Origin of the sequence: Roseovarius sp. (assembly GCF_040223625.1) — a bacterium.
In the GTDB taxonomy this organism is placed as follows: domain Bacteria; phylum Pseudomonadota; class Alphaproteobacteria; order Rhodobacterales; family Rhodobacteraceae; genus Roseovarius.
The window spans coordinates 38,692-60,307 of record NZ_JAVKFX010000074.1 but is presented as its reverse complement, the minus strand read 5'-3'; the positions used below and the strand labels follow the sequence as shown (position 1 = coordinate 60,307).

Genomic DNA, 21,616 nt, shown 5'->3' with positions numbered 1-21,616 from the left:
CATGCGCCTGACGCGCACTTCAGAGCCTCAAGAACTCCCCGTCGACCTGGCAACCGCAAGGATGCATTGCCGGGTCGACGGGCACCTTGAGGATGGCCTGATCCAAGGGTTTCTTGCTTCGGCAACAGACTACCTGGATGGTCCGGCGGGCATGCTTGGGCGCGCGATCATTTCGCAAGAATGGCTCTTTGAGCTCGCAGCTTGGCCACATTGCGTGAGGTTGCCGATTGAACCGGTGCAGTCGGTGTCGATCACATACATCGACACGAATGGCGTCGAGCAATCGCTTAATGCTGCAAACTTCGATCTCGTCCAGTCGGGGGTGTCACAGCCGACACACCTGGTCATGACCGAGGGCGCAAGCTTGCCGCAGCTCGGTTCGGGGCTTTATCCGGTGAAGATCGCGATCACCGCCGGGTTCGGTGGCGCAGCGGACGTACCGAAGAGCTTGAAAACGGCCATCTACATGCTGGTCGCGCACTGGCATGAGCATCGGCAGCCTCTAGTGGTGGGTGAGGCTGTTTCCGACGTACCGATGGCGGTGAGTGCGCTCTTGTCTCGTTGGAGGGTGATGCTCTGATGGCGATGCGGGCGGGAAACCTAAAACACCGCGTGTGCTTCGATGAGCCTACGTATGACGAGGGCGGTTTGCGTGTTGGGTGGAACAAAGGTGCATTTGAATGCTGGGCCGCCATCCGATACCTGCGCGGCGGCGAAACAGTCCAGGCGGCGCGCCTTTCCGGCCGTCAGCCGGCCGTAATCACAGTTCGCCTGCCGTCCGAGGCCGAGAATGTCACGACGGACTGGAAGCTTCAGGATCTCAACCGCAACCGTGAGTATGCGGTGACGGCGCCACCGGTTCCGACTGACGATGGCAAATGGCTTGAAATCACCTGCGAGAGCGGGGTGGCTGCATGAGTGCTTCGGAAGAGCTGCAGGATCTGATCGAGGCGACGCTTCGAGCAGACGCGGCGGTTGGCGCCATTGTTGGCAACCGGGTGTATGACACGGCGCCGCCGGTCGAACGTCGGACCTTCCCGGACATCACATTTGGGCCAAGCGACTATGTTCCGGAGAACCTAGAGTGCTTGACCGCCGGTGAAGAGACGTTCCAGCTCGATTGTTGGACTCATGACCACGGCCGTCTCCGGTCATGTCGGGTCCTGGTCAAAGCGGTGAAGGCGGCGCTGCACGACGCTGAGCTTGTCTTGGCGACGAACGCACTCATCCGAATGCAGGTCGAATTTGTGCGGGTGTTCAGAGATCCGGACGGCATCACAGGTCATGGTGTGGTGCAGGTCACGACGGCAGTGGAAGAGGTTTAAAGTTGGTACAGGGGCTCGCACGGTTCGAGCGGCGCTGGAAGGCCATACCAAAGGCAGTGCGCGAGGCGGTGACGGATACGCTGGAGCAGAACGCGAAGGAGCTCGTCGCGGAGATGAACCGTGTGAAGCCTCTCGATGACATCGAGGTCGGCTGGACGTGGGGCAAGCCGCCGAAGGGCTCTGTGGCGGTGGCAAAGTCTGCCAAAACTAGCCTCGGTGTTGCAATTACAGTTTGGGCGCGGGCTAAGCCGGGGTCCGGCTTCAACGCCGGGTGGTTTGAGTTTGGCACATCCGAACGCCAGCAGAAGAGTGGCAAGAGTACCGGCGCCATAACTGCACAGCCGTTCTTTTATCCGATCTACAGAGCACGAAGGCGGCGGGGTAAATCGCGCCTTACTAGGAACGTCAACAAGGCAATCAAGCGACTTTAGCGTCCACGCAATATGCATGATCCATCGCCACTGCAGTCGCTGTGTCGAACTCTGCGGCGATGATGTGAATTCGGAACAGGAGCTCTCCATGAAGGTCAGAATGAAAAAGGATGCCAACCATCGCATCAGCTCGGCCATCACGCAGTCGTTCAAGGCGGACCGTGAATATTCGGTGCCAAAGGCAACCGGGAACGCGCTGGTCAAACGAGACGTGGCCGAAACTGTTGTTGAACAGAAACCGTCCAGCGAAAAGGAGCAATGAGCTATGGGAACGGGAAATCAGACCACGCGGCTGGTCATTCAGTTGGGTGACGGTGAAGATCCGGAGGTTTTCGCCCATACCTGCGGAGCCAACACTTTCGGTGTCACGTTGACTAACAACCTCGGCGAGAACGTGGTTCTCGACTGTGATGATCCGTTGGATGTGCCAGCGGCTATCGTGCGGCACCTGGAAAGCCAGGATACGAGCTGCACGATCGCCGGAATGGTGTCGACCGCGGCGTGGCCGACATGGCGTGCATGGGCTGATAGCGGTTCAGAGAAGAACATCAAGATTTTTCTCGATGAAAGTGCGGCCAACAACGGCGGTGATTGGACGCTGCCAGCGTATCTCGAGAGCTTGGAGCTCGGGAAAGAGAATGGCGGCAAAGTGACTTTCACGGCCAATATCTCTGGTGCCGGTCAGCGCGTCTGGACGGACGCCATCTAATGGCTGAGGTTATTGCCGAATGGGCCGGGAAAGAACGTCTTTTCCGGCTCACCCTGGGTGATGTGTTCGACCTCGAAGAGGCGTGCGGCAAGGAGGCCATTGGCGCGATCTTTAAGCGTGTCAGTTCGGGGAATTTTAGAACCAACGACCTGTATCACACCATTCGGATCGCTTTGATCGGTGGCGGTATGAACATGATCGAGGCAAAACAGCTGATGGAAACCCACTTTCAGCGAACGCCTTATATTCATAACGCAGGAGTCGCCGGGGACATACTTGTCGCCTTAATGGTGGGCGTTGAACCGACCAACGGAAGTGGTTCCGAGCATGTTCCTCAGCCGCTTGTGTTTTCGGAAATCTCGCAGATATGCCGAGAATTCCACATGTCGCCGAACGAGTTGCGCGCAACCAGATACGCAGATTTCCTGAACCTGATTAAGGGCTACAACGCTAGCGCGCCCCGCAAGGCGGAGCCGCCGACGGAGGAGGAGTTTGAAGCCATCCTCGCGAAGTACGAGCCGGAGGCGCTCAAATAATGGCACAAGATGCTGAAACCGCATTGGTTCTCCGCATGGAGGCTTCGCTAGCCAAGTTTGAGAAGCAGATGGAAAAGGCGCGAAAAGTCGGCCGGGAGACCGCCACCTCGACTGAGCGGCAGTTCTATCGGAGTAACCGTGCGATGGCTGCAAACACGGAGCGCGCGGCGCAGCGGATAAACAGGGCCCTTGCGACTACCTCGACAAGGATCGGTTCGGTCGGCAAAGCATTCGCGGCAGCCACCATTGCGGCCGGCATGGCAGCCATTACGCGCGGGTCTACGCAAGCGGTCCGGAGTATGGCCGAGCTGGGACGGCAAGCCGAGCGGGCCGGGCTGAGCGTCGAAGCGTTCCAGGAACTGAAGTTCGTCGGGGAACAGAACCGGATCGAGGTCGACGCCCTGGTTGACGGGCTGAAGGAACTGCAGCTTCGCGCCGATGAGTTCATCGTCACGGGCCAGGGCCCGGCGGCCGAGGCGTTCAAGCGGCTGGGATATGGGGCCAGCGACCTGAAGCGCCGGCTCGAAGAACCGGAAGAGCTCTTCGCGGACATGATTGGCCGGATGGAAGGTCTCGACAGCGCCGCGCAGATCCGCGTGGCCGACGAGGTGTTCGGCGGCACGGCGGGCGAGCGGTTCGTGGAATTGCTCGACCAGGGTGAACGGGGCATCCGGCAGCTCACGGCGCGGGCCAACGAGCTCGGGATCGTGATTGACGAAGAGGCCGTGGAGAAGGCTGCCGAACTGGATCGCAAGTTCGCAGAGGTCCAGACACGGGTTGCGAACCTGTCAAAGCAAGTTGTGGTCAGCCTCGCGGGTGCCTTGGAGGACGCGTTCAGCTTCGACGTTGACGACATCTTCGGATCGGCCGAGCGTGCGATTGCGATGATGGGTGAGGAAAATTACCGCGCGATGAAAGACGCGGCGGCGGTGACCGAGGATCAGAAGGACAACGCCGAAGATCTTGTGGAAACCTATAAAGAGCTGTTCCGCGCCATCAACGCCGCAACCGGTCCAGATGGTATCAGGCTCATGGATGTGGCCGACGTTGAAGAAGCCCATGAACTGGCGGCGATCCTGCAGGACATCGACGTTCAGATGCAGGCATTCCAGCGTGGCGAGACCAGCGCAGGAGACTTTGAGGGCGCCGTGGCCGACCTCGTGGAGGAAGCCGAAGACCTCGTGCAGGGCCTGAGTGATGTGGATGCCCAGCGGTTCGGCAATGTCATCGGGGCCAGTGGTGGAATTGCGCAGGCGCTGAAGACCGCCGCAGAGAACGCCGCGGCGCTTCGCGACAACCTGCCCGAGGGCGATACCGAAACCGGCATCGAGTACGGCCCGCGCAATGGCAGGCCGAACAACCGACCGCCGAACCCGTATGCGCCGAAGACCTCACTGCGGCCGCGGCTACCGGGCGTCGACGCGAGCTTCGGCGTGCCCGACAGCACGGCCAGCGCCGGTTCGCAAAGCCTCGACGGCTTCCAGAGGGAGATCGAGAAGACACGGGCCGATATTGCCGCGCTGGAACAGGAGGCCATAGCGCTGGCCGCAGTGGCGCAGAGCGGGCGGAACGTCGGCGATGCGATGGACTACGCCGCCAAGAAGGCAGAGCTGCTGTACGAAGCTCAGCAGGCTGGTGTGGAGCTGACACCGGAGATGATTGCCCAGATCGAGGCGTTGGCGGCACAGTACGTTGAGGCCGCCAATGGTGTGGACGTGATCCGCGAACGGATGGAAGAGGCACAAGACATCCAAGAGGAATTCCGGGACGCCGCTCGGAGTGCGTTTGCCGACTTCATCACGGGCACGGCAAGCGCCGAAGAGGCGATCGGCCGGTTGATATCGAGGCTGGCAGACCTTGCCCTGGAAGCGGCGCTCAGCGGCCTGTTCAGCGATTCCGGGGGCGGCCTGTTGGGCGGTTTTGTCAGTAGCATCTTCAACGCCAAGGGCAACGCTATAAGTGGCGGGCGTGTCGTACCTTTCGCGACCGGCGGTGTCGTGTCCACGCCGACTGCCTTCCCGATGGCGGGGCGGAATGTCGGGGTTATGGGTGAGTCCGGGCCGGAGGCAATCATGCCGCTCACCAGGACGGCCAACGGCAAGCTTGGGGTGCAGTCTGATGGTGGGCCCAGGGGCGAGATTGTTCTGCGTGTTGAGGCTCCGGAAGGTTTCAACGTCCAGCAGGAGGGCCGCATTCAAGGCATCGCGGTAAAGGTGATGAGGACCGGCCTTGAGGAGTACGACCGCGGGCAGTTGCCCAACAGCGTCAAGCGCATCACCGATGACCCGACGAGGCGCGGCTGATGGAAGTTCTCATGCTTATTGCTGTCGCGTTCGTCGCGGGCGGCTGTGGTGCTGCTTTGGTGTGTTTCGTGACTAATCGTCGACAGATCCGAAAGGTAGGTCATGGTATCCGAAACTATGACGCCGCCGCCAAGTTTCGGCGCCAGCTCGATCGGGCTCGAAGCGATTTCGGGAGGCGCGGCTGATGGCGCTGTCCTTCCCTCTCAGCTTGGCGGATTTCTTCGACGGCCTGCGGATTCAGGTTGCGCAGATGGCTCCGTCCGAACCGCGCCAGATCGATCGCACGGCAAGCGGGACGATCCTGACAGCGTCGCTCGGTGAGGCGATCTGGCGGGGCTCGATCCAGATCAAATCGCAGACCTTTGCGTCAAATCCGTTTGCGATTGAGGCCAAGCTGTCCTTGCTTGATCGGGCAGGGTCATCATTCCTGCTATACGATCCGCGAAAATGCTATCCGCATTCCGATCCTGATGGTTCGTTGATCAGTGGATATTCACCTCAGGTGGCCTCGCTCGGAAGTAACAACCGGGACATGTCGCTCAAGGGCCTGCCTGCCGGGTACGTCCTGACGGCCGGCGACCTGATCGGGTGGACCTATGGTAGCAGCCCCACGCGCTACGCGCTGCACCGGCTTGTCAGCGGGGCGACGGCAAACGGTTCAGGCGTAACCGGCACCTTTGAAGTTGCGCCGTTCATTCAACCTGGCGTCGCGGTCAATGACGCGGTGACGCTGGTCAAGCCCGTCATCAAGGCGGTGCTGGTGCCGAACCCGCAATACGGCGGCGGCCGGGCCAAGGTCATGCCCGGCGCCTCCTTCGATTTCGTTCAAACACTGGACTGAGCCATGCGCGATTACTCCACCGCCGTCGACAACTACATCGCGGACGTCGGGTCGGTACGGGCCCGACATCTGGTCTGGATCACGGCCAAGACGAAATCCTCGCCCGTTACCGAGGAATCCATCGGCTTCTGGAATGGCATCGGATCGCGTCAGTTCACGATCGGCGGTGAGACCCGGACCTATCTCGGCGCGGGACAGCTGCTCAGCATGGACCCGATCACCGCCAGCGTAGGATTGCAGGTCCGCATGCACCGCCTGGCGCTGTCGAGCATCCCGGCGGAGGTGCAGGATCTGATCTTGACCTACGACACCCGGCTGGCGCCGGTCGAGGTGCACCGGGCGCTGTTCAATGTCGAAACGAATGCGCTCGTGTCGGAACCGACCCGGGTGCTCAAGGGGACAATCGAAGAAATGCCCGTCCCTCGGCCCGCAGAAGGCGAGACGGCCACGATGGCGATCACCGTCGCGTCCGCATCCCGCGCCCTGACGCGCGGTCTCTCAATCAAGAAGTCCGACGCCGCCCAGCGAGCTATCGACCCGGACGATCGGGGCCGGGAGTACGCCTCGATATCGGGGGTGGTGACGGTTTTCTGGGGCAAGTGGAATCTGCGCGGCAAGGCGTCTGGGACGAACCCGCTCTTTTCGATCGACCAGAAGGACGAAGGCTGATGCGTGCTGGATTGCTGCACAAGTACATCGAGTCGGCCCGCGCCAAGCGGTTCCGGCCGGGCGAGCACGATTGTGCGCTGTTCGCGGCGGGCTGGGTGGCGCTGGTGACGGGGCAGGATCACAGCCTGCCCTGGCAGGGCTACAGGACGCTGGAAGACGGCAAGGCCATGCTGGCCCAAGCGGGCTATGCCGATCACGTCGACATGGCCGCACAGCTGCTCGAAGAGATCCCGGTCGCGATGGCCCGCACCGGCGATCTTGCTGTCGTGGAGCAGCAGGCCCTTGGGATCGTGAGCAGTGACCGGGTGTTTGCCCTCCACGTAGATGGGCTGACCAGCGTTTCATTGCTGCGCGCAGAGAGGGCGTTCCGGGTATGATTTTGTTCATCGCGATCCTCGTGGCGTGTCTGATCGCGCCCAATCCGGCGAGCGCTGATCCGATCACCTCGGCGTTCATTACCTTCTTCACAGGTGTTGGGATCGCGAGCACGGTCGCCACGGCCATTGCAACATTCCTGACGAACGCGATCATCGGGATCGCGCTCACCCTTGCCGCGCAGCTGCTCGCGGAAAAACCGAAGGTCAAGCAGCGGGGTATCCAGACCGAGCAGACCACGGCAGGGGACACCACGCCGCAGAAGTTCGTCGTCGGACGCTATGCTGTCGAGGGCCACGCCGTCGCGCCAGCGTATTCGCGTCACGACCAGAATCGTATCCTGACCTATGTCTTGGAGGTTTCCAACATCCCCGTCGAGGGGCTGACGGGCCGGATCTGCATCGATGGTCAGTGGACCGATCTCGAACCGAACGACCCCGAAAACCCGGACGACCTATACAAAATGGTCGATCTTGGCGTCGATGTCGGCGGCAATCCGAACGGGTATCTGTGGTTTCGGGACGGCACACAGACCACGGCGCATTTCAAGCTTGTCGGGGCCTATAGCGGGCGCTCCAAACGGCCATGGTCGGAAGATCATATCCTGCATGGCACGGCCTATGCCGTCCTGGAATTTCTGTTCGATCCCAACGTCTATTCCGGGTTTCCATCGGTCCGCTTCGAGGTCGATGGCATCCGCCTATATGACCCGCGCAAGGACAGCACGCAGTCTGGTGGCTCGGGGTCGCACCGCTGGAACGATCCTGACACATGGGAGTTCACGCGCAACCCGATGGTGATCAACTACAATATCTTCCGGGGCATCACGTTGCCGACCGGAGATATTTATGGCGGGCAGGTTCCCGAGGAAGACCTGCCGCTGGATTCGTGGTTCGCGGCGATGAACGAATGCGACGAGACGATTGGCGGTCGCCCGAAATACCAGGCTGGCTTCGAAATCGACGTGAGCGTGGAGCCTGTTGAGATCATCAAGGAGATGAACAAGGCATGCTTCGCCCAGATCAGTGAATTCGGCGGGGTGTTCCGGCCGCGCGTCGGTGCGCCCGCCGCGCCTGTCATGTCCCTCACCGACGGCGATCTGATCATCACCCAGCCGTCGGACATGAACCCGTTCCCCGGCCTGGCTCAAACGAACAATGCCATCACCGGCACCTATATCGAGCCGAACGATGTCTACCAGGGCCGCAGCGCCGATGCGATTTACAATGAAGAGTGGGAAGAGGATGACGGCGGCCGCCGGCTGACCCTGGACATCGGCCTGCCTGCGGTGACGAACAAGAGCCAGGCGCAGCATCTGCTGAACAGCTACATCAATGACAACAGGCGCTTTCTGACGCACCGCATGGTCCTGCCGCCCAGCTACGCCGCACTGGAACCGCTCGACACGATCAGCTGGACCAGCGAGCGGAACGGGTACACGAACAAGCTGTTCGAGGTCGTGGAGGTCGAAGACCGGCTCAGCACCCTCCTGCAGTTCGTGACGCTGCGCGAGCGCGATGCGAATGACACCGACTGGTCGTCGGGTGACGATGTCGCAGATCCGGACGATAACACCGGCGCGGATGACAGAACCATCGAAACCGTCGTTCTCACGGCCACAGAGGCGGTCGTGTTCTATCGCAACGAGGCGCAGACCGCCGTCGTGCTGAACACGTCGGTGGCGCAGGCGGAGGACGAGATCCGCTACATCGAAATCCAGTACAAGAAGTCGGCCGACTCCGACTATCTCCCGCTCGGCCTTGCGGAGCTTGGCGATTTCGTCGTGCCCGATCTCTTCCCGACGACGTATGACTTCCGGGTCCGGGCAATTTCTGTGTGGGATGCGGCGGGCGAATGGACGGAAGAGACTGATGTCGTGGTCGACTTCCTCCCGGACAACCGCGGCCTCTGGAACGGGCGTTTTGTCTCCGGCGACTTCACCGGCTGGACCAAGGAAGAATATGACGGATCGGGCGACGGTGACGCGGCGGTATTCTCGGTGGTTGAGCGTGACGCGGCCTCCGACGAGGACGCCCTGAAATACGCGCCTACGCTCCGGGTCGTGGAGCTGGATCTCGGCAGCGATCCCTACACGTTTGAATATAGCCGCCTGATCTGGGATGGGCTGGTCCCTGTCGAGCCGGGGCGCGCGGTCAGCTACAGCTTCCGCCACGCGGCGGGGGATGGGTCGACCTACGCCAACCCCACGCCCGGCAACGGCGGGCTCGTGCGTATGGTCCTGCGCTGGTACGACGAGGACGGGGTGCAGCTCTCCGACCCGGACGATGAGACGGACGACGAGGAAGTTCCCAACCTCGCGCCGGTTGCTGGCACGGGCTGGTGGAAGCTCTGGCAGGCTACAAGCGCGCCGCCTGAACAAGCGGCCTTCTGCAAGCCGGTCTTCGAATGCTCGGGCGGGGCGGGGCTGTCGTACCTTGCGGATTTCCGGCTGGATACGGGTATCGAGACCGGGCAGCTGGCGCCGGAGAGCGTGCTGTTCATGTCGTCGGTGACTTTCGCGTCCTTCACGGCTGCGTCGGATGGCGTCGAAGAGCTGGTGGTCGATGATGAGGCGGTCGTCGCCGAGGTCAACACCGGGTCCAGCGGCGAGGCGTTCCCGGTCAATGTGACGGCGACCTGCAACTTGGAGTTTACAACGCAGACGACGGTCACCGGCAAGCTCTACATCGACGGCGTGGTGGTTGCGTCTATCGCGACGGATGAGCCCGGCGCAATGGCGCTATCCGGATCGCGGAGCAAGGTCGCAGGCACGTATGACATCGAGCTCAAGGCCACAGCCGTGGACGCCTCCGAGGTCACGCTCTCGTCCGGAACCATGCTGACACTGGTGGGCAAGCGATGAGCATCCTGATCTACCGCGTGTCGGACGGAATGCCGCTACGTCTGCATTCTGGATCGCGGACCGCGTTGATCCGCGCCAGGGCCCGCATCAAGGATGGCGAGGCGTATCTCGAAGGCGAGTTCGACACGATCGAGGGCAAGCGCGTTGAAGACGGCCAGCTGGTCGACGCCGAAAAGACCCGCGAAGAGGCCTTGCGCGAAATTCGCATCATCAGGAACCGGCTGCTCAAACACAGCGACTGGACGCAAATGCCGGATGTGCCCGGCAGAGATCGCGCCGAATGGCAGGCCTACCGGCAAGCACTGCGCGACATGACCAAGGGCGATCCGTTCAACCCGGTCTGGCCCAAACGCCCCGACAAGTAACCCGCCAATCCCGGCGATCCAACCGGCTCCAATTTTGGGGCCTCTTTTGCCTGTCTGAAAAGGAGACGTCATCATGTCCAAGGGCAACGTATTCGAAAATGATTTGCTGTCGCTGATCTTTAACGGCGATGCCATCGCCAACATCGCCGACGACGCCGGCACGTCGCCGCTGACTGATCTCTACGTTTCGCTGCACACGGCGGACCCCGGCGAGGCTGGCAACCAGACGACGAGTGAGGTGGCCTACACCAACTACGCGCGGGTCGCGGTCAGCCGGGACAATACCGGATGGACAGTGAGCGGCAACAGCGTCTCGCCCGCAGCGAACATCGACTTTGCGCAAGGTGAATCCGGCGACACCGGCACGATCACCCACTTCGCTGTCGGGACGGATGCCAGCGGCACCGGCAAGGTGCTCTACTCGGGCACGATGACGCCAAATGTCGAAATGGCCGATGGCGTGATCCCGCGGATCTCCACTGACACCACGATTACCGAAGACTGATCGGGGCTTCGGCCCCGCCCATCTGGGAGTAGACCATGGCTCTGCTATTCAACCGCGCAAAAATGACCACCGCCACCACGGGCACGGGCACTATCACGCTCGGCTCGGCGGTGGACGGCTATCAGACCTTCGCTGCCGCCGGTGTGTCTGACAGCGACGTGGTGCGTTATGTCATCGAGGATGGCGACAACTGGGAAATCGGGGAGGGCACCTATACCGCGTCCGGAACCACGCTCACTCGCTCAGTCTTGGAGAGCAGCAATGCCGACAGTGCGATCAGCTTGTCCGGTGATGCCCAGGTGTTCATTGGTTTGGCGGCGGGGGATGTTCCAAGTGGCCGAATTGGCATCCAGTTGTTCGAGTCATCTGGAACATACACGCCAAGCTCGTGGGCAAAGTACGTCAAGATCACGTGCGTAGGTGCAGGCGGCGGCGGGGGCGGCTTCGTGGCGAATGATACGTTTGGGTCTGCGGGCGGCGGGGGCGGTGGGATCGCGGTAGACTATTTCGATCTAAGTGGGATTTCCAGCTTGTCAGTAACTATAGGATCTGGCGGCGGCGGTGGAACGGGAGCGGGGGCTGGTAGCGCCGGTGGAACCTCGCAAGTTGACAATGGCGGGACGATATTAGCACGCGCTTTCGGCGGGGGCGGTGGTGCACGAAGCGGTTCAACATCTTCTTCACCCGGCGCAGGTGGCGGCGCCTCTTCTGAGGCTGATATCCGCCCTGGACTCTCAGGGTCACTTGGCGGTGCTGGGGGGAATGGCCTTGGGGGTAATGGGGCATCTGGTCCGTTTGGTGGCGCAAGGAAGGGCGCAACGACCGGAGGTAGTGCGCTGGCGTCATTTTTTGGATCGGGCGGACATGGGGCCTTTAACGGGGCGTCCAATGGCACTGGCGGTGATGGCGGTGATGGGTTCGTTCTCTTTGAGGAATTCGGTTAATGGCTAAATACGCTCAAATAGAAGACGGTCAGGTGGTCAATGTCGTAACTTCTGACGCCAATTTTGCCGCTGAACAAGGGTGGGTCGAGGCCCCGAAAGGTGTGAGCATTGGTTGGTCCTACGACGGCACAACTATTGCAGCGCCACCACCACCCCCGCGCGACTTCGCGGACCAGCAGGCCCGCCTCTACGAGGCCACCAAGCAAGCCTATTCCCGCGCCATGCGCCCAATCTCCAAGCAATACCCCGCCGAGGAGCGCGAAGGATGGGGCGAACAGGTACAGGCCGCGCAGGAGGTGCTGGCAGGAGGGCAGAACGACCTGATTGACGCCTTGCGCGCCCCCACGGGCGAGACCGCGAATGAGATGGCAAACTTGATTATTACTAAGCGGCAAGAATACCTCACGGTCTACAAGCAGGTCACGGCGGTACGCCGCTCGCTCGATGCTCAGATCGAAGCCGCCACCACGCTTGCCGATCTCGACGCCATTGACGTGAACGCGGCGTTCGGCCTCTGACATGATCCTCGGCGCATCACCCCTGGCCACCACGCCACTGGCAGCGAGCGCAGATGATGGCATAGTCGTCGAGGCGACTGGTTCGTCGTCAGCGTCGTCGAGTGTCACGGGCGCGGCTGCCGCCATCCTTGTGGCGACCGCTGCCGCAGCGGGTGTGGCTGCGGTTGTGGGCGCGGGTGCGTCTGTTCTTCCGTCCTCCGGCTCGGCCGCCGGGTCGTCGACAGCTTCGGGCGTCGGGGTTGCCACATTCGCTGCGCAAGGGGCGGCTCAAGGTTCCGGCTCGGCAAGCGGTGTCGGCGTGGCCTTGGCCACATCAATCGGGAGCGCGGCTGGGACCGCGACCACGGATGGCGCCGGGATCTCGCTGTCGATCAGCGACGGCGTGGCATCGGGGGTTGTCACCGTCTCCGGCATTGGTGCCGCAATCACGGTGTCCGAGGGCGCGGCGGCTGGTCAGGGCAGCGTTTCGGGCGCGGGTGGCGCTGTCATACCGGCTGTCGGGTCGTCCGCGGGCGCCGCGTCGGTTGATGGGGCGGGGCTTGCTGCCTGGGCGGCTGTGGGCGCGTCTCTTGGCGCTGCGGAGGTTTCGGGGGTAGCTGACGCGATTGCCGTGTCCGCCGGGTCGGCCGACGGAACCGGATCGGTCGACGGCGCAGGCGTGGCGCTTCACGAGTCGGACGGTGCCGCGTCGGGATCGTCCACTGCGGACGGCGTGGGCACCACGGTCTTCGCCTCTGACGGTGTCTCGTCGGGGCAGTCGACCGTGGAGGGCGTCGGGGTTGCCATCGCATCAGCTGTCGGCAACGCGGCGGGCACGTCGGTCGTCTCTGGCGTTGCGGGCGGCGGCACGGCCGTCGGTGTGGCGACGGGTACGTCCACGGTATCCGGTGTCGGCGTGGCGATCCTCGTCAGCGATGGCCTCTCGGCGGGCGGCAGCACTGTCACCGGGGCGTCTGCGAAAGTCGTATCGGCGGAAGGCGCCGCCGGTGGCGCGACGGCCGTCGACGGTGTTTCGGCGTATGCTGCTGTCCTGACAGCGGACGGTGCCGCCAATGGATCGGCGGATGTCGAGGGCATTGCGACGGCCACGGTGGTTTCGGTCGGGAATGCGCAAGGGCTCGCGATCGCGGCCGGGGATGGCGCAGCGATCACTCCGACCGTCGGTGCTGCGGCGGGCGCGGCGTCGGTCAACGGCGTCTACGAAGAGGTCGACATCGTCGAGTTCGCCTACAGCTTCGATCTGACCTGGCGGGCCCCTGAATACCCCCTGACCTGGGAAACCTACAGCTTCGATCTGACATGGAAGGAAACGGCATGACCTGCGCGAACCTGCCGCCGATCACGATGAAAACCGACAACGAATTCAACGTGGCCTTTCCGTGGAAAAACCCAGACGGCACGGCCAAGGACATCACGGATGGCACGGTCACGGCTATCGCCCGGAAGGCCGACGGCACCACGGCGAGTTTGACGACGGAGGTGCACGACGCTGAAAACGGCGTCCAGCGGGTCCGGTATGAGGGCTTCACGGCGGGTCTGTGGACGGTGCAGCCGGCGCTCACTCTCGACGGTGACCACCAGTCCTACGACCACAAAGTGATCGTCGAGGAAAGCTTCGAGGCGCCCGAGTAACCAATACCACGAACACGATGCGTCAGCCCTTGTTGGGCGGCGTGACCCATTGAGCGGGAACGGAAAGGGGCGCAATGCTACTTCAATACTTTCGAGACCTGTTCGGAAACATGCCCGAGCAGGTCAGCGCCCTTCTGCTGTCTGGTGCCGCTGGGGCTTATGTCCGGGCGGTGTTCGCGCCCGAGGCCAGCTGGCGCAGGCGCGTTCTTGAAGGTCTGGCCGGCGCGTTCAGCGCGGTCTTTCTCGGCGGGCTTGTCGGTCACGTCCTGCACGAGATCACCGGCGGCGGCACGTGGGCCTATCTCGCCGCCGGGTTCATCATGGGCGAGGGCGGGATCGCCGCCACGCGGGGTGTTCGGAAGTTCCTCTTCAAAGGAGATCACAAATGAACTGGCTGTTGGTCGCGAGCAATGTGACGTCTATAGCCCTGTCCATCGTATGCTGGTGGCTTGCTCACCTTTACGCCCGGTGCGAGCCGCCGGGGCGGAGCATTGCCGGCTGCTATGCCTTGGTCGGCTTCTCTGTTCTCTTCACGATGCTGGTACGCAACGTCGGCGTTGATCTGCGGCCCGTCGTGCCGTGGCTCGTCGTCATCACCAAGACGGTCATGACCATGACCTTCGTGCTCGTGATCGTCCGACGCTACAAGCTCGGCGATCGCTGAGCTCTTTCCAAGGAACAACGCTATGACAGATTGGAGGGCCGTCCAGCGACGGCTTCGGGATCTCGGATTCAATCCGGGGCCTATCGACGGTGTGCGCGGACCAAAGACCGACGCCGCCATTGTCCGCTTCAAGCAGAGCATCGGCCTGCGCGCCCGGCCGTATCTCGGCCCGCTGACGAAACAGGCGCTGTTCGATGTTCAGCCGGAGCGCAACCTCGATACCGGATTGCCCTGGCTCGATGCTGCGCGGTCTGTCATGGGGCTGCATGAGGCGCGCAATACCAGCCAGCTGCGCAGCTGGTTCGACAAGTCTGTCTCCTGGATCGACCCGCGCGACGTGCCGTGGTGCGGCGCGTTCGTCGCCACTGCCTATCGCCTCTGGGACGTGACCATCGGTCTGCCCAGCAATCCCCTCGGCGCCCGGAACTGGATGAGCTTCGGCTATGCGGTCGATCCGCAGCTCGGCGCTTGCCTCGTGTTCTGGCGCGGCTCGAAGTCGGGATGGAAGGGCCACGTGGGATTTTATTGGGGCGAGGACGACACGCACTACCATGTTCTAGGGGGGAACCAAAAAAATCGGGTTTCCGTGACGAGAGTCAGTAAGTCCCGCCGTCTCGGCGCGCGCTGGCCGGTCAATCACGCGGTGAGCGGCAAGCGCATTCGCCTGTCGCCCGACGGCACCGCCATCACCACGAACGAGGCCTGACATGGCAGCGATCGGGAAGAAACTGCGCTCGCTGGAAGGTGGCAGGGTCGCCTTCAAATGTCCGGGTTGCGGTTACATGCATCACGTCCGCGTCGAAGGCGAGGGGCGCCCCATGTGGTCATGGAATGGCGATGCCGACGCGCCCACCTTTCAGCCGTCGATTCGCGTCACATACGACGGAGCAGACGCTGGTCAGGACGACGCCCCGCCGGCGTGCTGCCATTCGTTTGTGACCAACGGGAAGATCCGGTTCCTGAACGACTGCACGCATGAGCTGGCGGGTCAAACGGTCGATCTTCCGGATATCCAACAGGGGACCTGACATGATCGGACTGTTTCGCAAGTACATCATCGGCGGCGATACCGGCACCCGCGAAGGCGCATGGTTCGCGTTTCTGGTCGTGTTCGGCCTGCTTGGGCTGGCGATCTGGATGGAGACGCAAGGCCGCGACATGAGCGCGCTCTACTCGCTCCTGACGGTCCTGTGCCCCACGGTGGTCGGCGCGGTCGTCGGTGCTCATGGTCACCACAAGCACCTGTGCGCCACCAGCCCGCAGGAGCGCCTGCAGGACGGCCTTGACTGATGGTTTGGGTGGTTCGGTATGGCCCGACCCTTATCGCCGCTCTGGCGGCCGGAGGATTGCTCTGGTGGGCTTACTCGTGGGCGTGGGAGAAGGGCTATGACGCGCGGTCGGTCGAGATCGTGGAGGATACCCGCAAACTGAATGCCGAGCTGGACCGGCTCGAGAAGAAGCACCGCGAGCTGACCCGGGTCTACGAGGCCATGCTCGACCGAAACGACGCCCTTCAATCGGAGCTCGATGATGCAGCACGTCAAGATCCTGACGCTGACCGGCCTGCTTTCGGCCCTGATAGCGTGCAGCGCCTCAACCAGATCCGTTGATCCAGAGCAGATCCGGGTGACGGCACCGGCAGAGAGCATTCTCCGGCCCTGTGATCTGGCGTCGCAACTGTCGGGCCCTCTCACCCAGGCGCAGGCCGAGACGCGCTGGCGGGCCGACAGGGTCGCTCTGGCTGAGTGTCGGGGGCGGCATAGTGCGCTCGTCGCGTGGACGCGCAGCACGGTCCAAATCTTAAACGGAGACGACGAATGACCCGCATCCTGATCCTGACGATCGCCATCGCTCTGGCGATACTGACGAAGCCCGCGGCGGCGCAATCCAGGTGCGCGCCGTATGACGTCATTTCCGCCAAGCTGATCCAGAAGTACGGCGAGCGGCGGGCGCATGGCGGCCTCCGGTCGACGACCCAAGCGATGGAGATCTGGGTCAACGACGAGACCGGCACGTGGACGGTCCTCATCATTACGCCAGCCAACATGTCCTGTGTCGTTGCCGCAGGCGCGTTCTGGCAAGACTGGAAGCCGGGCCTGCCCGGATAACCCCAACAAAGGAGTACGACACATGGCACGAGCAGGATTGGTCCCGAGCCCGAGGGAAGAGGTTACCCAGCTCACGAACGCGGACGTCAGTGGCGCCCTGACCTGGCAACACACCGGCGGCAGTGATGCACTGCTGATCGGCACGACGGATGATACTGAACCCTCGATCGAGGATTTCGACGCCGGCCTCAAAGTGGTCAGGGGAGACGGGCTGATCGACACTTCCTTGGCGGAAATGTTCCCTGGCGCGTCCTACGTCCGGCTCTGGTCGTACTCGAAGGACGGCTGCCAGTTCGCCGTCTACCACGCATAAGGAGGCCGACATGCCGCTCGACCGCCCATTCAACGCCTTCGCCGGCCTCTCCTCCCCCTTTGGCCGGAGGAGGGGGTTCTCGCCTGCTGACCTGTTTCGGTTTGGCGAAAAGGGCACGGCCCTGATTGTCGGCCCCACCAACTGCTTTCAGGACGCCGCAGGCACCACGCCAGCAGGGGCAGGTGATCCGGTTGGGCTGGTGCTGGATACGAGTCAAGGCGCCGGGTACTCGGGTGGGCAGTTCACCGGGCTGGGGGCGGAGAATATAGAACCGGCTCTTGGTCCGTATGCGGCTATACCGTCAGAGATCACAGGTCCGAACGGTACGATTTCGATTGAAAACGGTAATATTCGCGTAACATCTCCGGGAAATACTTCCTGTCGGATGGAAATAGATTTTCCTGTAGAATCAGGCAAAGCGTACAGTGTAAATACGACAATTAACTCTAATTTCGGTGCAGTACCTGCAGCTTTTGTTGATGTGACTCTCGGGCCGTTTAATCAGTCTTTTTTCGGAGTTGCCTCCGTCTCGGGCTTAGTTCAGGCAACTTCGACGGGTACTGCAAAGATACGACTGTATCCACGCTCCGGTAGTGGGCCAACACAACAAGCTGGTGATTACGTAGAAGCGTCTGCGTTTTCTGTCCGCGAACTTCCCGGCGTCCACGCCTACCAGTCCGACAATGACGACTACAGGCCGACGCTTGAGCAAGACGGCAACGGGAATTGGTATCTCGCCTTCGACGGGGTGGATGACTACCTCGTGACGCCGAGCATCACGCCGGGGACCGATAAGGTGCAGGTGTTTGCGGGGGTGCGGAAAGCGAGTGATGCGGCGGCGGCGATGGTCGCGGAGTTCTCTCCGAACTTTTCATCTCTTGATGGTAGCTTTGCGCTCAGGGCACCAGTGACAGCAACATCCAATTTGGGCTTCACATCCGGGGGAACCACGCGGAATACAGCAACAGCATCTGATGTAAGTCTCGCTGCCCCCGTGACAAAAGTGATGACGGGACTTGGCGACATACCAGGCGACACCTCAACGCTTCGGCTTGATGGGGTTCAGGCGGCGCAAAACACCTCTGATCAGGGCAGTGGCAATTATCTCGCATACCCCCTCTATATCGGCGCGCGCGCGGGTACGGGGTACTTCTTTGATGGTCGCCTCTATGGCCTCATCGTCCGCTTCGGCCCGAACCTGTCCGAAGCCAAAATCAACCGCACCGAGCGCTACCTTGCCCAGCTAACAGGAGTGACGCTATGAGCCGCATGACCCTTGTGGTGCCTGCCGCCCACTGCGAAGCCGGGGCACATGTCCACGTCCTGATGGGCAAGGCACCGGCGCTGACCACCTACGCCAACCCCTCGTTTGAGGACGGGCAGGGCAACAGCTATGCCGTATCCTCCGGCCTCTGGACACCGGAGCAGATTGTGGCGGTCCAAGACCCGGCCATCCTTGACCGGGAAGACCTGCAGGCGCTCTACATCGAGAATGGCGGTATCGTGGATAGGAGCCTCTGTGAGACGGCTCAAGGGGTGTTCGAGGTGTACGACCCCGAGAACCCTGTCGCTGCCGCTCCTGAGCGCATTCTGGCTATCGTGCATGACGTTCCCAAGCAGGCTCTGGAATGGGCCGGGGTGAGCAGGGTCGAGGCCGAGGCTATCTAATCCCGCATCCATTACATCGAACCCGTGAGAGTACTTTTGGCCGCCTCAAGTTCGGAGAGCACGTCCTGCCAATGGGCATATAGCGCGCCGTTGCCATTGCTTTCCTGGAAACGATCCTCAAGTCTTGTAACGTAGCATTCTGCCAGAGGCATGATCAGCGCCAGCGCCTCGCGCAGCCGGTCGTTCTCAGCCTTGAGGTCGTTGTCGGTCACAGGGGTGGCTCCTTTCCGCTGTCCACCTCATTCTATATTCCGTTCACCAAGCGCGCCATTCCTTCTGCGCGGTCGGATCAAGGCAGTTCCCTCTGGTTCACTGAACCTGGATGAACCGGGAAACCTTGGCCAAAGCGTGAACACGGGCCCTTTAGGCAGTGGCCTCTTGACGAAATATCAATATCTTGGCTGGCGTGCCGATACCTCCGAAGGCAGAGGCCTCAGGTTCGAATCCTGACAGGTGCGCCACTTTCTCTTGTTTTTGCCGGCCTGCATAGGCGGAGATACCGAACCCGTTCGCGGTTTACGGACTGACCGAGGTCCGCCATCCGGGCCCTGTTGCTTTGCCGTTTCGAGGCTGTGACGGGGCGATCCTGGCCGTGATGTACCGCGTTGGCGGAAGATTCGGTGCGCGAGACGGGAGGGCGCTACTTGGACGTTCCGTCGGAGGCGCTGAAGGGTCTGTCGGCAACCCCTCGCCGGGATCGGCACAGGGCATGGAACAACGCCGGCCCCCCTCTCGTTGACCCCTCCGAAGACGAACTCTGCAACCCAAAAGGAGGAGTATCCCCCATGACTTTCCGCAAGAGTATCGCTGCCACCACGGCCGCCGTGGCCCTGATCGCCGCAGCCCCGCTGTCGGCCGAGCAGACCGAGGTCGAGATGGAGACGCAGGCCGAAGGTTCGGCCAATGTCGGTGAAGAGCTGGGGCAGACCGCCCAGGAAGCCGGCGAGTTCATGGAGAACACCGTGAAGCTTGGCGTCAATGCCGCCGCCGCCACCGCCGAGGCCGGCTATGACGCCGCCAGCGATGCCGGGGCGCAGCTTGATGCCGCGCTGACGCAGGACGCCAAGATCCGCACCAGCGATGGCGAGCTTGTCGGCACCGTCCACAAGGCCGACCTTGCCGATGACATGGTGCTGGTCGATCTCGACACGCAGATGGAAACCTCGATCGAGGGCGAGACCGAGCATGTGGCCGTCAGCAAGAACAACATGTCGGTCGGCGATGACGGGCTTGTCGTCAACATGAGCGAGCAGTCGCTGATTGCCGCGATCAACGCGCAGGCCGCCGCCACGGGCAGCTAAGCGCCGGATCGCATGGAAATGCCGGAAGCGGCCGCCCCCTCGGGCGGCCGTTTTCGCGTACAGGCTTATCCCTTGGCCGGTTTGTCCCGGAACACCGCGAGCTGCGCGGCGAAGGCACGGCGGTAGGCGGGCCGCGCCTCGCCCCGGGCGATATAGGCCGCGAGGGCGGGATAGCCGTCGAGTATGCCCGCGCCTTCCAGCCGGCGCAGCACCAGCACCATCATCAGGTCGCCGACGCTGAACGCCCCGTCGAGCCAGGGCCCGTCGCCCAGCCGCGCGACCAGCTGGTCGAGCCGGGTGCGCACACGCGCCTCGAGCTCCGCGCGCAGCTCGCCATACCAAGGCCGGTCGCCGACGATGAAGCGCGATTGCTCCAGTTCCACGATCGGCGGCTCGACCGTGTTGAGCGCGGCGAAGAGCCAGGTGACGGCCCGGCTGCGCGCGTCCGGGTCGGCGGGCAGCAGGCCCGGGTGACGGCTGGCGAGGTGGAGGAGAATCGCGCCGGTCTCGAAGAGCGCCAGTTCGCCTTCCTCGTAGGTGGGGATCTGGCCGAACGGGTGCAGCGCCATATGCGCGGGCGCCTTCATCTCGGCGAAGGAGACGAGGCGCACCTCGTAGGGCTGGCCCAGCTCCTCGAAGGCCCAGCGGAGCCGCATGTCGCGGGCAAGCCCCGCGCCCCGGTCGGGCGAGGCGGCGAAGGCGGTGATGGTGGGTATGGTCTTGGTCGTCACGCGGGGGGCCTCCTCCTGCCGGCGGTCGCGACGCGTCAGGGCAGCCAGCCGCGCCGCCCGGCCGGTTCCAGCGTCATCCAGTCGGGCCAGCCGACGAAGTATTCTATCGCGAAGACGGCCAGGCAGACCACGATGATTCCCAGCACCAGCTTGACCCGCGTCTCGCTCGGCGGGCGGTGGGCCCATTTCGCCATGCGGAACAGCCAGCGGGGGTTCATCCGGTGAACCGGACCTTGCCGATATGGGGCAGGTTGCGGTTCCGCTGGGCGTAGTCGATGCCGTAGCCCACGACGAATTCGTCGGGGATCTCGAATCCGATCCAGTCGGCGGTGATATCGGCCTCGCGGCGCGACGGCTTGTCGAGCAGCGCGATGGTCCGCAGCTTGCGCGGCTTGCGGCTCGACAACAGCGACAGCACGGCGGAAAGCGTGTGGCCGGTGTCGACGATATCCTCGACCACCAGCACGTCGCGCCCTTCAATGTCGCCGCGCAAGTCCTTGAGAATGCGCACTTCCCGGCTCGATTCTGTGGCGTTTCCGTAGGACGAGGTCTCGATGAAATCCACCTCGACATTCATGTCGAGCTCGCGCGCCAGATCGGCGATGAACACGAAGGAGCCGCGCAAGAGGCCCACCACCACGAGCTTCTCAGAGGTGGCGAACTCTGCCTTGATCTCGCCGGCGAGCTGTTCGATCCGGGCGGCGATTTCCTTGGCCGAGATCATGCGGTCGATGACATATGGCCGCTCTGTCATGGTATCCCCTTGATTTTCCGGTCGCAGTCTACGAACTAGGGGCCCACTGTCACGCGAAAAC

Annotated in this window: 33 protein-coding genes; 29 read left to right on the top strand and 4 right to left on the bottom strand. The window is 62.6% G+C overall.

The genetic code is table 11. The features are described 5' to 3' along the window. Position 1: 1 nt before the first annotated feature. The 28 genes from RLN94_RS21390 (at position 2) to RLN94_RS21255 (ending at position 18,769) form a co-directional block, all read left to right on the top strand. On the top strand, positions 2 to 580 hold the full coding sequence (locus tag RLN94_RS21390; protein WP_350158399.1) for a head-tail connector protein: 579 nt from the start codon (positions 2 to 4) through the stop codon (positions 578 to 580). After that, positions 580 to 918 carry a head-tail adaptor protein gene (locus RLN94_RS21385; protein WP_350158400.1) on the top strand — a complete coding sequence of 113 codons (339 nt, stop codon included), beginning with the start codon at positions 580 to 582 and terminating at the stop codon, positions 916 to 918. The genes RLN94_RS21390 and RLN94_RS21385 overlap by 1 nt, the downstream gene beginning before the upstream one ends. After that, positions 915 to 1,325, top strand: coding sequence for a DUF3168 domain-containing protein (locus RLN94_RS21380; RefSeq protein WP_350158401.1), 411 nt, complete (start codon positions 915 to 917; stop codon positions 1,323 to 1,325). The genes RLN94_RS21385 and RLN94_RS21380 overlap by 4 nt, the downstream gene beginning before the upstream one ends. Positions 1,326 to 1,327: 2 nt before the next feature. Continuing rightward, complete coding sequence (locus RLN94_RS21375; protein ID WP_350158402.1) at positions 1,328 to 1,756, top strand: hypothetical protein; 429 nt, start codon at positions 1,328 to 1,330, stop codon at positions 1,754 to 1,756. A gap of 88 nt (positions 1,757 to 1,844) precedes the next feature. Further along, a complete protein-coding gene (locus RLN94_RS21370) occupies positions 1,845 to 2,018 on the top strand; it encodes a hypothetical protein (protein WP_350158403.1) in 174 nt (57 codons plus the stop codon). Positions 2,019 to 2,021: 3 nt separating this feature from the next. Then, entirely contained in the window at positions 2,022 to 2,465 is a 444-nt protein-coding gene (locus RLN94_RS21365) for a phage tail tube protein (RefSeq protein WP_350158404.1), read from the top strand. Beyond that, positions 2,465 to 3,001: a gene transfer agent family protein gene (locus tag RLN94_RS21360; protein WP_350158405.1), complete on the top strand. Its 537-nt coding sequence runs from the start codon at positions 2,465 to 2,467 to the stop codon at positions 2,999 to 3,001. Before RLN94_RS21365 ends, RLN94_RS21360 begins: the two co-directional genes overlap by 1 nt. Next, a complete protein-coding gene (locus tag RLN94_RS21355; RefSeq protein WP_350169575.1) occupies positions 3,001 to 5,304 on the top strand; it encodes a phage tail tape measure protein in 2,304 nt (767 codons plus the stop codon). The genes RLN94_RS21360 and RLN94_RS21355 overlap by 1 nt, the downstream gene beginning before the upstream one ends. A 184-nt stretch (positions 5,305 to 5,488) precedes the next feature. Beyond that, positions 5,489 to 6,145, top strand: coding sequence for a hypothetical protein (locus RLN94_RS21350; protein ID WP_350158407.1), 657 nt, complete (start codon positions 5,489 to 5,491; stop codon positions 6,143 to 6,145). A gap of 3 nt (positions 6,146 to 6,148) precedes the next feature. Further along, the gene (locus tag RLN94_RS21345) at positions 6,149 to 6,814 is read left to right on the top strand and encodes a hypothetical protein (protein WP_350158408.1); all 666 of its coding nucleotides are present in this window, start codon (positions 6,149 to 6,151) and stop codon (positions 6,812 to 6,814) included. Beyond that, positions 6,814 to 7,191, top strand: a complete 378-nt coding sequence (locus tag RLN94_RS21340; protein ID WP_350158409.1) for a DUF6950 family protein — start codon at positions 6,814 to 6,816, stop codon at positions 7,189 to 7,191. Before RLN94_RS21345 ends, RLN94_RS21340 begins: the two co-directional genes overlap by 1 nt. Beyond that, positions 7,188 to 10,052 carry a phage tail protein gene (locus RLN94_RS21335; protein WP_350158410.1) on the top strand — a complete coding sequence of 955 codons (2,865 nt, stop codon included), beginning with the start codon at positions 7,188 to 7,190 and terminating at the stop codon, positions 10,050 to 10,052. Before RLN94_RS21340 ends, RLN94_RS21335 begins: the two co-directional genes overlap by 4 nt. Next, the gene (locus RLN94_RS21330; protein ID WP_350158411.1) at positions 10,049 to 10,417 is read left to right on the top strand and encodes a tail fiber assembly protein; all 369 of its coding nucleotides are present in this window, start codon (positions 10,049 to 10,051) and stop codon (positions 10,415 to 10,417) included. The genes RLN94_RS21335 and RLN94_RS21330 overlap by 4 nt, the downstream gene beginning before the upstream one ends. Positions 10,418 to 10,490: 73 nt before the next feature. Next, complete coding sequence (locus tag RLN94_RS21325; RefSeq protein WP_350158412.1) at positions 10,491 to 10,922, top strand: phage tail fiber protein; 432 nt, start codon at positions 10,491 to 10,493, stop codon at positions 10,920 to 10,922. Between the two features lie 35 nt (positions 10,923 to 10,957). Beyond that, the gene (locus tag RLN94_RS21320) at positions 10,958 to 11,866 is read left to right on the top strand and encodes a glycine-rich domain-containing protein (protein ID WP_350158413.1); all 909 of its coding nucleotides are present in this window, start codon (positions 10,958 to 10,960) and stop codon (positions 11,864 to 11,866) included. Then, positions 11,866 to 12,384 carry a hypothetical protein gene (locus RLN94_RS21315; RefSeq protein ID WP_350169572.1) on the top strand — a complete coding sequence of 173 codons (519 nt, stop codon included), beginning with the start codon at positions 11,866 to 11,868 and terminating at the stop codon, positions 12,382 to 12,384. The genes RLN94_RS21320 and RLN94_RS21315 overlap by 1 nt, the downstream gene beginning before the upstream one ends. A 304-nt stretch (positions 12,385 to 12,688) precedes the next feature. Then, the gene (locus RLN94_RS21310) at positions 12,689 to 13,702 is read left to right on the top strand and encodes a hypothetical protein (protein WP_350169570.1); all 1,014 of its coding nucleotides are present in this window, start codon (positions 12,689 to 12,691) and stop codon (positions 13,700 to 13,702) included. After that, positions 13,699 to 14,016 (top strand): hypothetical protein, encoded by a 318-nt coding sequence (locus RLN94_RS21305; protein ID WP_350158416.1) that lies wholly within the window; start codon positions 13,699 to 13,701, stop codon positions 14,014 to 14,016. The genes RLN94_RS21310 and RLN94_RS21305 overlap by 4 nt, the downstream gene beginning before the upstream one ends. A 74-nt stretch (positions 14,017 to 14,090) precedes the next feature. Further along, positions 14,091 to 14,405 (top strand): hypothetical protein, encoded by a 315-nt coding sequence (locus RLN94_RS21300; protein WP_350158417.1) that lies wholly within the window; start codon positions 14,091 to 14,093, stop codon positions 14,403 to 14,405. Beyond that, positions 14,402 to 14,680, top strand: a complete 279-nt coding sequence (locus RLN94_RS21295) for a hypothetical protein (protein WP_350158418.1) — start codon at positions 14,402 to 14,404, stop codon at positions 14,678 to 14,680. Before RLN94_RS21300 ends, RLN94_RS21295 begins: the two co-directional genes overlap by 4 nt. Before the next feature lie 22 nt (positions 14,681 to 14,702). Then, a complete protein-coding gene (locus RLN94_RS21290; RefSeq protein ID WP_350158419.1) occupies positions 14,703 to 15,386 on the top strand; it encodes an NlpC/P60 family protein in 684 nt (227 codons plus the stop codon). A 1-nt stretch (position 15,387) separates the two neighbouring features. Next, on the top strand, positions 15,388 to 15,708 hold the full coding sequence (locus RLN94_RS21285; protein ID WP_350158420.1) for a ubiquitination-like system serine protease family protein: 321 nt from the start codon (positions 15,388 to 15,390) through the stop codon (positions 15,706 to 15,708). 1 nt (position 15,709) lies between these two features. Continuing rightward, positions 15,710 to 15,970 carry a hypothetical protein gene (locus tag RLN94_RS21280; protein ID WP_350158421.1) on the top strand — a complete coding sequence of 87 codons (261 nt, stop codon included), beginning with the start codon at positions 15,710 to 15,712 and terminating at the stop codon, positions 15,968 to 15,970. Then, positions 15,970 to 16,290 (top strand): hypothetical protein, encoded by a 321-nt coding sequence (locus RLN94_RS21275; RefSeq protein ID WP_350158422.1) that lies wholly within the window; start codon positions 15,970 to 15,972, stop codon positions 16,288 to 16,290. Before RLN94_RS21280 ends, RLN94_RS21275 begins: the two co-directional genes overlap by 1 nt. Before the next feature lie 207 nt (positions 16,291 to 16,497). After that, complete coding sequence (locus tag RLN94_RS21270; protein ID WP_350158423.1) at positions 16,498 to 16,788, top strand: hypothetical protein; 291 nt, start codon at positions 16,498 to 16,500, stop codon at positions 16,786 to 16,788. 22 nt (positions 16,789 to 16,810) lie between these two features. Further along, positions 16,811 to 17,101, top strand: coding sequence for a hypothetical protein (locus RLN94_RS21265; RefSeq protein ID WP_350158424.1), 291 nt, complete (start codon positions 16,811 to 16,813; stop codon positions 17,099 to 17,101). A gap of 10 nt (positions 17,102 to 17,111) precedes the next feature. Then, the gene (locus tag RLN94_RS21260; protein WP_350158425.1) at positions 17,112 to 18,365 is read left to right on the top strand and encodes a LamG-like jellyroll fold domain-containing protein; all 1,254 of its coding nucleotides are present in this window, start codon (positions 17,112 to 17,114) and stop codon (positions 18,363 to 18,365) included. Further along, positions 18,362 to 18,769: a hypothetical protein gene (locus RLN94_RS21255; RefSeq protein ID WP_350158426.1), complete on the top strand. Its 408-nt coding sequence runs from the start codon at positions 18,362 to 18,364 to the stop codon at positions 18,767 to 18,769. Before RLN94_RS21260 ends, RLN94_RS21255 begins: the two co-directional genes overlap by 4 nt. An 11-nt stretch (positions 18,770 to 18,780) precedes the next feature. Here the strand turns inward: RLN94_RS21255 and RLN94_RS21250 are convergent, their stop codons facing one another. After that, positions 18,781 to 18,981, bottom strand: a complete 201-nt coding sequence (locus tag RLN94_RS21250; protein ID WP_350158427.1) for a hypothetical protein — start codon at positions 18,979 to 18,981, stop codon at positions 18,781 to 18,783. Positions 18,982 to 19,554: 573 nt separating this feature from the next. Here RLN94_RS21250 and RLN94_RS21245 point away from each other — a divergent pair. Continuing rightward, positions 19,555 to 20,070, top strand: a complete 516-nt coding sequence (locus RLN94_RS21245) for a hypothetical protein (RefSeq protein WP_350158428.1) — start codon at positions 19,555 to 19,557, stop codon at positions 20,068 to 20,070. 65 nt (positions 20,071 to 20,135) lie between these two features. Here RLN94_RS21245 and RLN94_RS21240 read toward each other — a convergent pair whose 3' ends face one another. From RLN94_RS21240 to hpt, 3 genes are read right to left on the bottom strand one after another with little or no spacing between them, the layout of a single operon-like run. Further along, positions 20,136 to 20,801 (bottom strand): glutathione S-transferase family protein, encoded by a 666-nt coding sequence (locus RLN94_RS21240; RefSeq protein WP_350158429.1) that lies wholly within the window; start codon positions 20,799 to 20,801, stop codon positions 20,136 to 20,138. Positions 20,802 to 20,836: 35 nt separating this feature from the next. Continuing rightward, a complete protein-coding gene (locus RLN94_RS21235; RefSeq protein ID WP_350158430.1) occupies positions 20,837 to 21,019 on the bottom strand; it encodes a hypothetical protein in 183 nt (60 codons plus the stop codon). Continuing rightward, on the bottom strand, positions 21,016 to 21,555 hold the full coding sequence (gene hpt / locus RLN94_RS21230; RefSeq protein ID WP_350158431.1) for a hypoxanthine phosphoribosyltransferase: 540 nt from the start codon (positions 21,553 to 21,555) through the stop codon (positions 21,016 to 21,018). The genes RLN94_RS21235 and hpt overlap by 4 nt, the downstream gene beginning before the upstream one ends. Between the last annotated feature and the right edge of the window lie 61 nt (positions 21,556 to 21,616).

Bases quoted from the DNA above. Each gene is read 5' to 3' on its own strand.
- RLN94_RS21390 (WP_350158399.1), top strand. From the start codon at position 2: ATGCGCCTGACGCGCACTTCAGAGCCTCAAGAACTCCCCGTCGACCTG.
- RLN94_RS21385 (WP_350158400.1), top strand. From the start codon at position 580: ATGGCGATGCGGGCGGGAAACCTAAAACACCGCGTGTGCTTCGATGAG.
- RLN94_RS21380 (WP_350158401.1), top strand. From the start codon at position 915: ATGAGTGCTTCGGAAGAGCTGCAGGATCTGATCGAGGCGACGCTTCGA.
- RLN94_RS21370 (WP_350158403.1), top strand. From the start codon at position 1,845: ATGAAGGTCAGAATGAAAAAGGATGCCAACCATCGCATCAGCTCGGCC.
- RLN94_RS21365 (WP_350158404.1), top strand. From the start codon at position 2,022: ATGGGAACGGGAAATCAGACCACGCGGCTGGTCATTCAGTTGGGTGAC.
- RLN94_RS21360 (WP_350158405.1), top strand. From the start codon at position 2,465: ATGGCTGAGGTTATTGCCGAATGGGCCGGGAAAGAACGTCTTTTCCGG.
- RLN94_RS21355 (WP_350169575.1), top strand. From the start codon at position 3,001: ATGGCACAAGATGCTGAAACCGCATTGGTTCTCCGCATGGAGGCTTCG.
- RLN94_RS21350 (WP_350158407.1), top strand. From the start codon at position 5,489: ATGGCGCTGTCCTTCCCTCTCAGCTTGGCGGATTTCTTCGACGGCCTG.
- RLN94_RS21345 (WP_350158408.1), top strand. From the start codon at position 6,149: ATGCGCGATTACTCCACCGCCGTCGACAACTACATCGCGGACGTCGGG.
- RLN94_RS21340 (WP_350158409.1), top strand. From the start codon at position 6,814: ATGCGTGCTGGATTGCTGCACAAGTACATCGAGTCGGCCCGCGCCAAG.
- RLN94_RS21335 (WP_350158410.1), top strand. From the start codon at position 7,188: ATGATTTTGTTCATCGCGATCCTCGTGGCGTGTCTGATCGCGCCCAAT.
- RLN94_RS21330 (WP_350158411.1), top strand. From the start codon at position 10,049: ATGAGCATCCTGATCTACCGCGTGTCGGACGGAATGCCGCTACGTCTG.
- RLN94_RS21325 (WP_350158412.1), top strand. From the start codon at position 10,491: ATGTCCAAGGGCAACGTATTCGAAAATGATTTGCTGTCGCTGATCTTT.
- RLN94_RS21320 (WP_350158413.1), top strand. From the start codon at position 10,958: ATGGCTCTGCTATTCAACCGCGCAAAAATGACCACCGCCACCACGGGC.
- RLN94_RS21315 (WP_350169572.1), top strand. From the start codon at position 11,866: ATGGCTAAATACGCTCAAATAGAAGACGGTCAGGTGGTCAATGTCGTA.
- RLN94_RS21305 (WP_350158416.1), top strand. From the start codon at position 13,699: ATGACCTGCGCGAACCTGCCGCCGATCACGATGAAAACCGACAACGAA.
- RLN94_RS21300 (WP_350158417.1), top strand. From the start codon at position 14,091: ATGCTACTTCAATACTTTCGAGACCTGTTCGGAAACATGCCCGAGCAG.
- RLN94_RS21295 (WP_350158418.1), top strand. From the start codon at position 14,402: ATGAACTGGCTGTTGGTCGCGAGCAATGTGACGTCTATAGCCCTGTCC.
- RLN94_RS21290 (WP_350158419.1), top strand. From the start codon at position 14,703: ATGACAGATTGGAGGGCCGTCCAGCGACGGCTTCGGGATCTCGGATTC.
- RLN94_RS21285 (WP_350158420.1), top strand. From the start codon at position 15,388: ATGGCAGCGATCGGGAAGAAACTGCGCTCGCTGGAAGGTGGCAGGGTC.
- RLN94_RS21280 (WP_350158421.1), top strand. From the start codon at position 15,710: ATGATCGGACTGTTTCGCAAGTACATCATCGGCGGCGATACCGGCACC.
- RLN94_RS21275 (WP_350158422.1), top strand. From the start codon at position 15,970: ATGGTTTGGGTGGTTCGGTATGGCCCGACCCTTATCGCCGCTCTGGCG.
- RLN94_RS21270 (WP_350158423.1), top strand. From the start codon at position 16,498: ATGACCCGCATCCTGATCCTGACGATCGCCATCGCTCTGGCGATACTG.
- RLN94_RS21265 (WP_350158424.1), top strand. From the start codon at position 16,811: ATGGCACGAGCAGGATTGGTCCCGAGCCCGAGGGAAGAGGTTACCCAG.
- RLN94_RS21260 (WP_350158425.1), top strand. From the start codon at position 17,112: ATGCCGCTCGACCGCCCATTCAACGCCTTCGCCGGCCTCTCCTCCCCC.
- RLN94_RS21255 (WP_350158426.1), top strand. From the start codon at position 18,362: ATGAGCCGCATGACCCTTGTGGTGCCTGCCGCCCACTGCGAAGCCGGG.
- RLN94_RS21245 (WP_350158428.1), top strand. From the start codon at position 19,555: ATGACTTTCCGCAAGAGTATCGCTGCCACCACGGCCGCCGTGGCCCTG.
- RLN94_RS21235 (WP_350158430.1), bottom strand. From the start codon at position 21,019: ATGAACCCCCGCTGGCTGTTCCGCATGGCGAAATGGGCCCACCGCCCG.
- hpt (WP_350158431.1), bottom strand. From the start codon at position 21,555: ATGACAGAGCGGCCATATGTCATCGACCGCATGATCTCGGCCAAGGAA.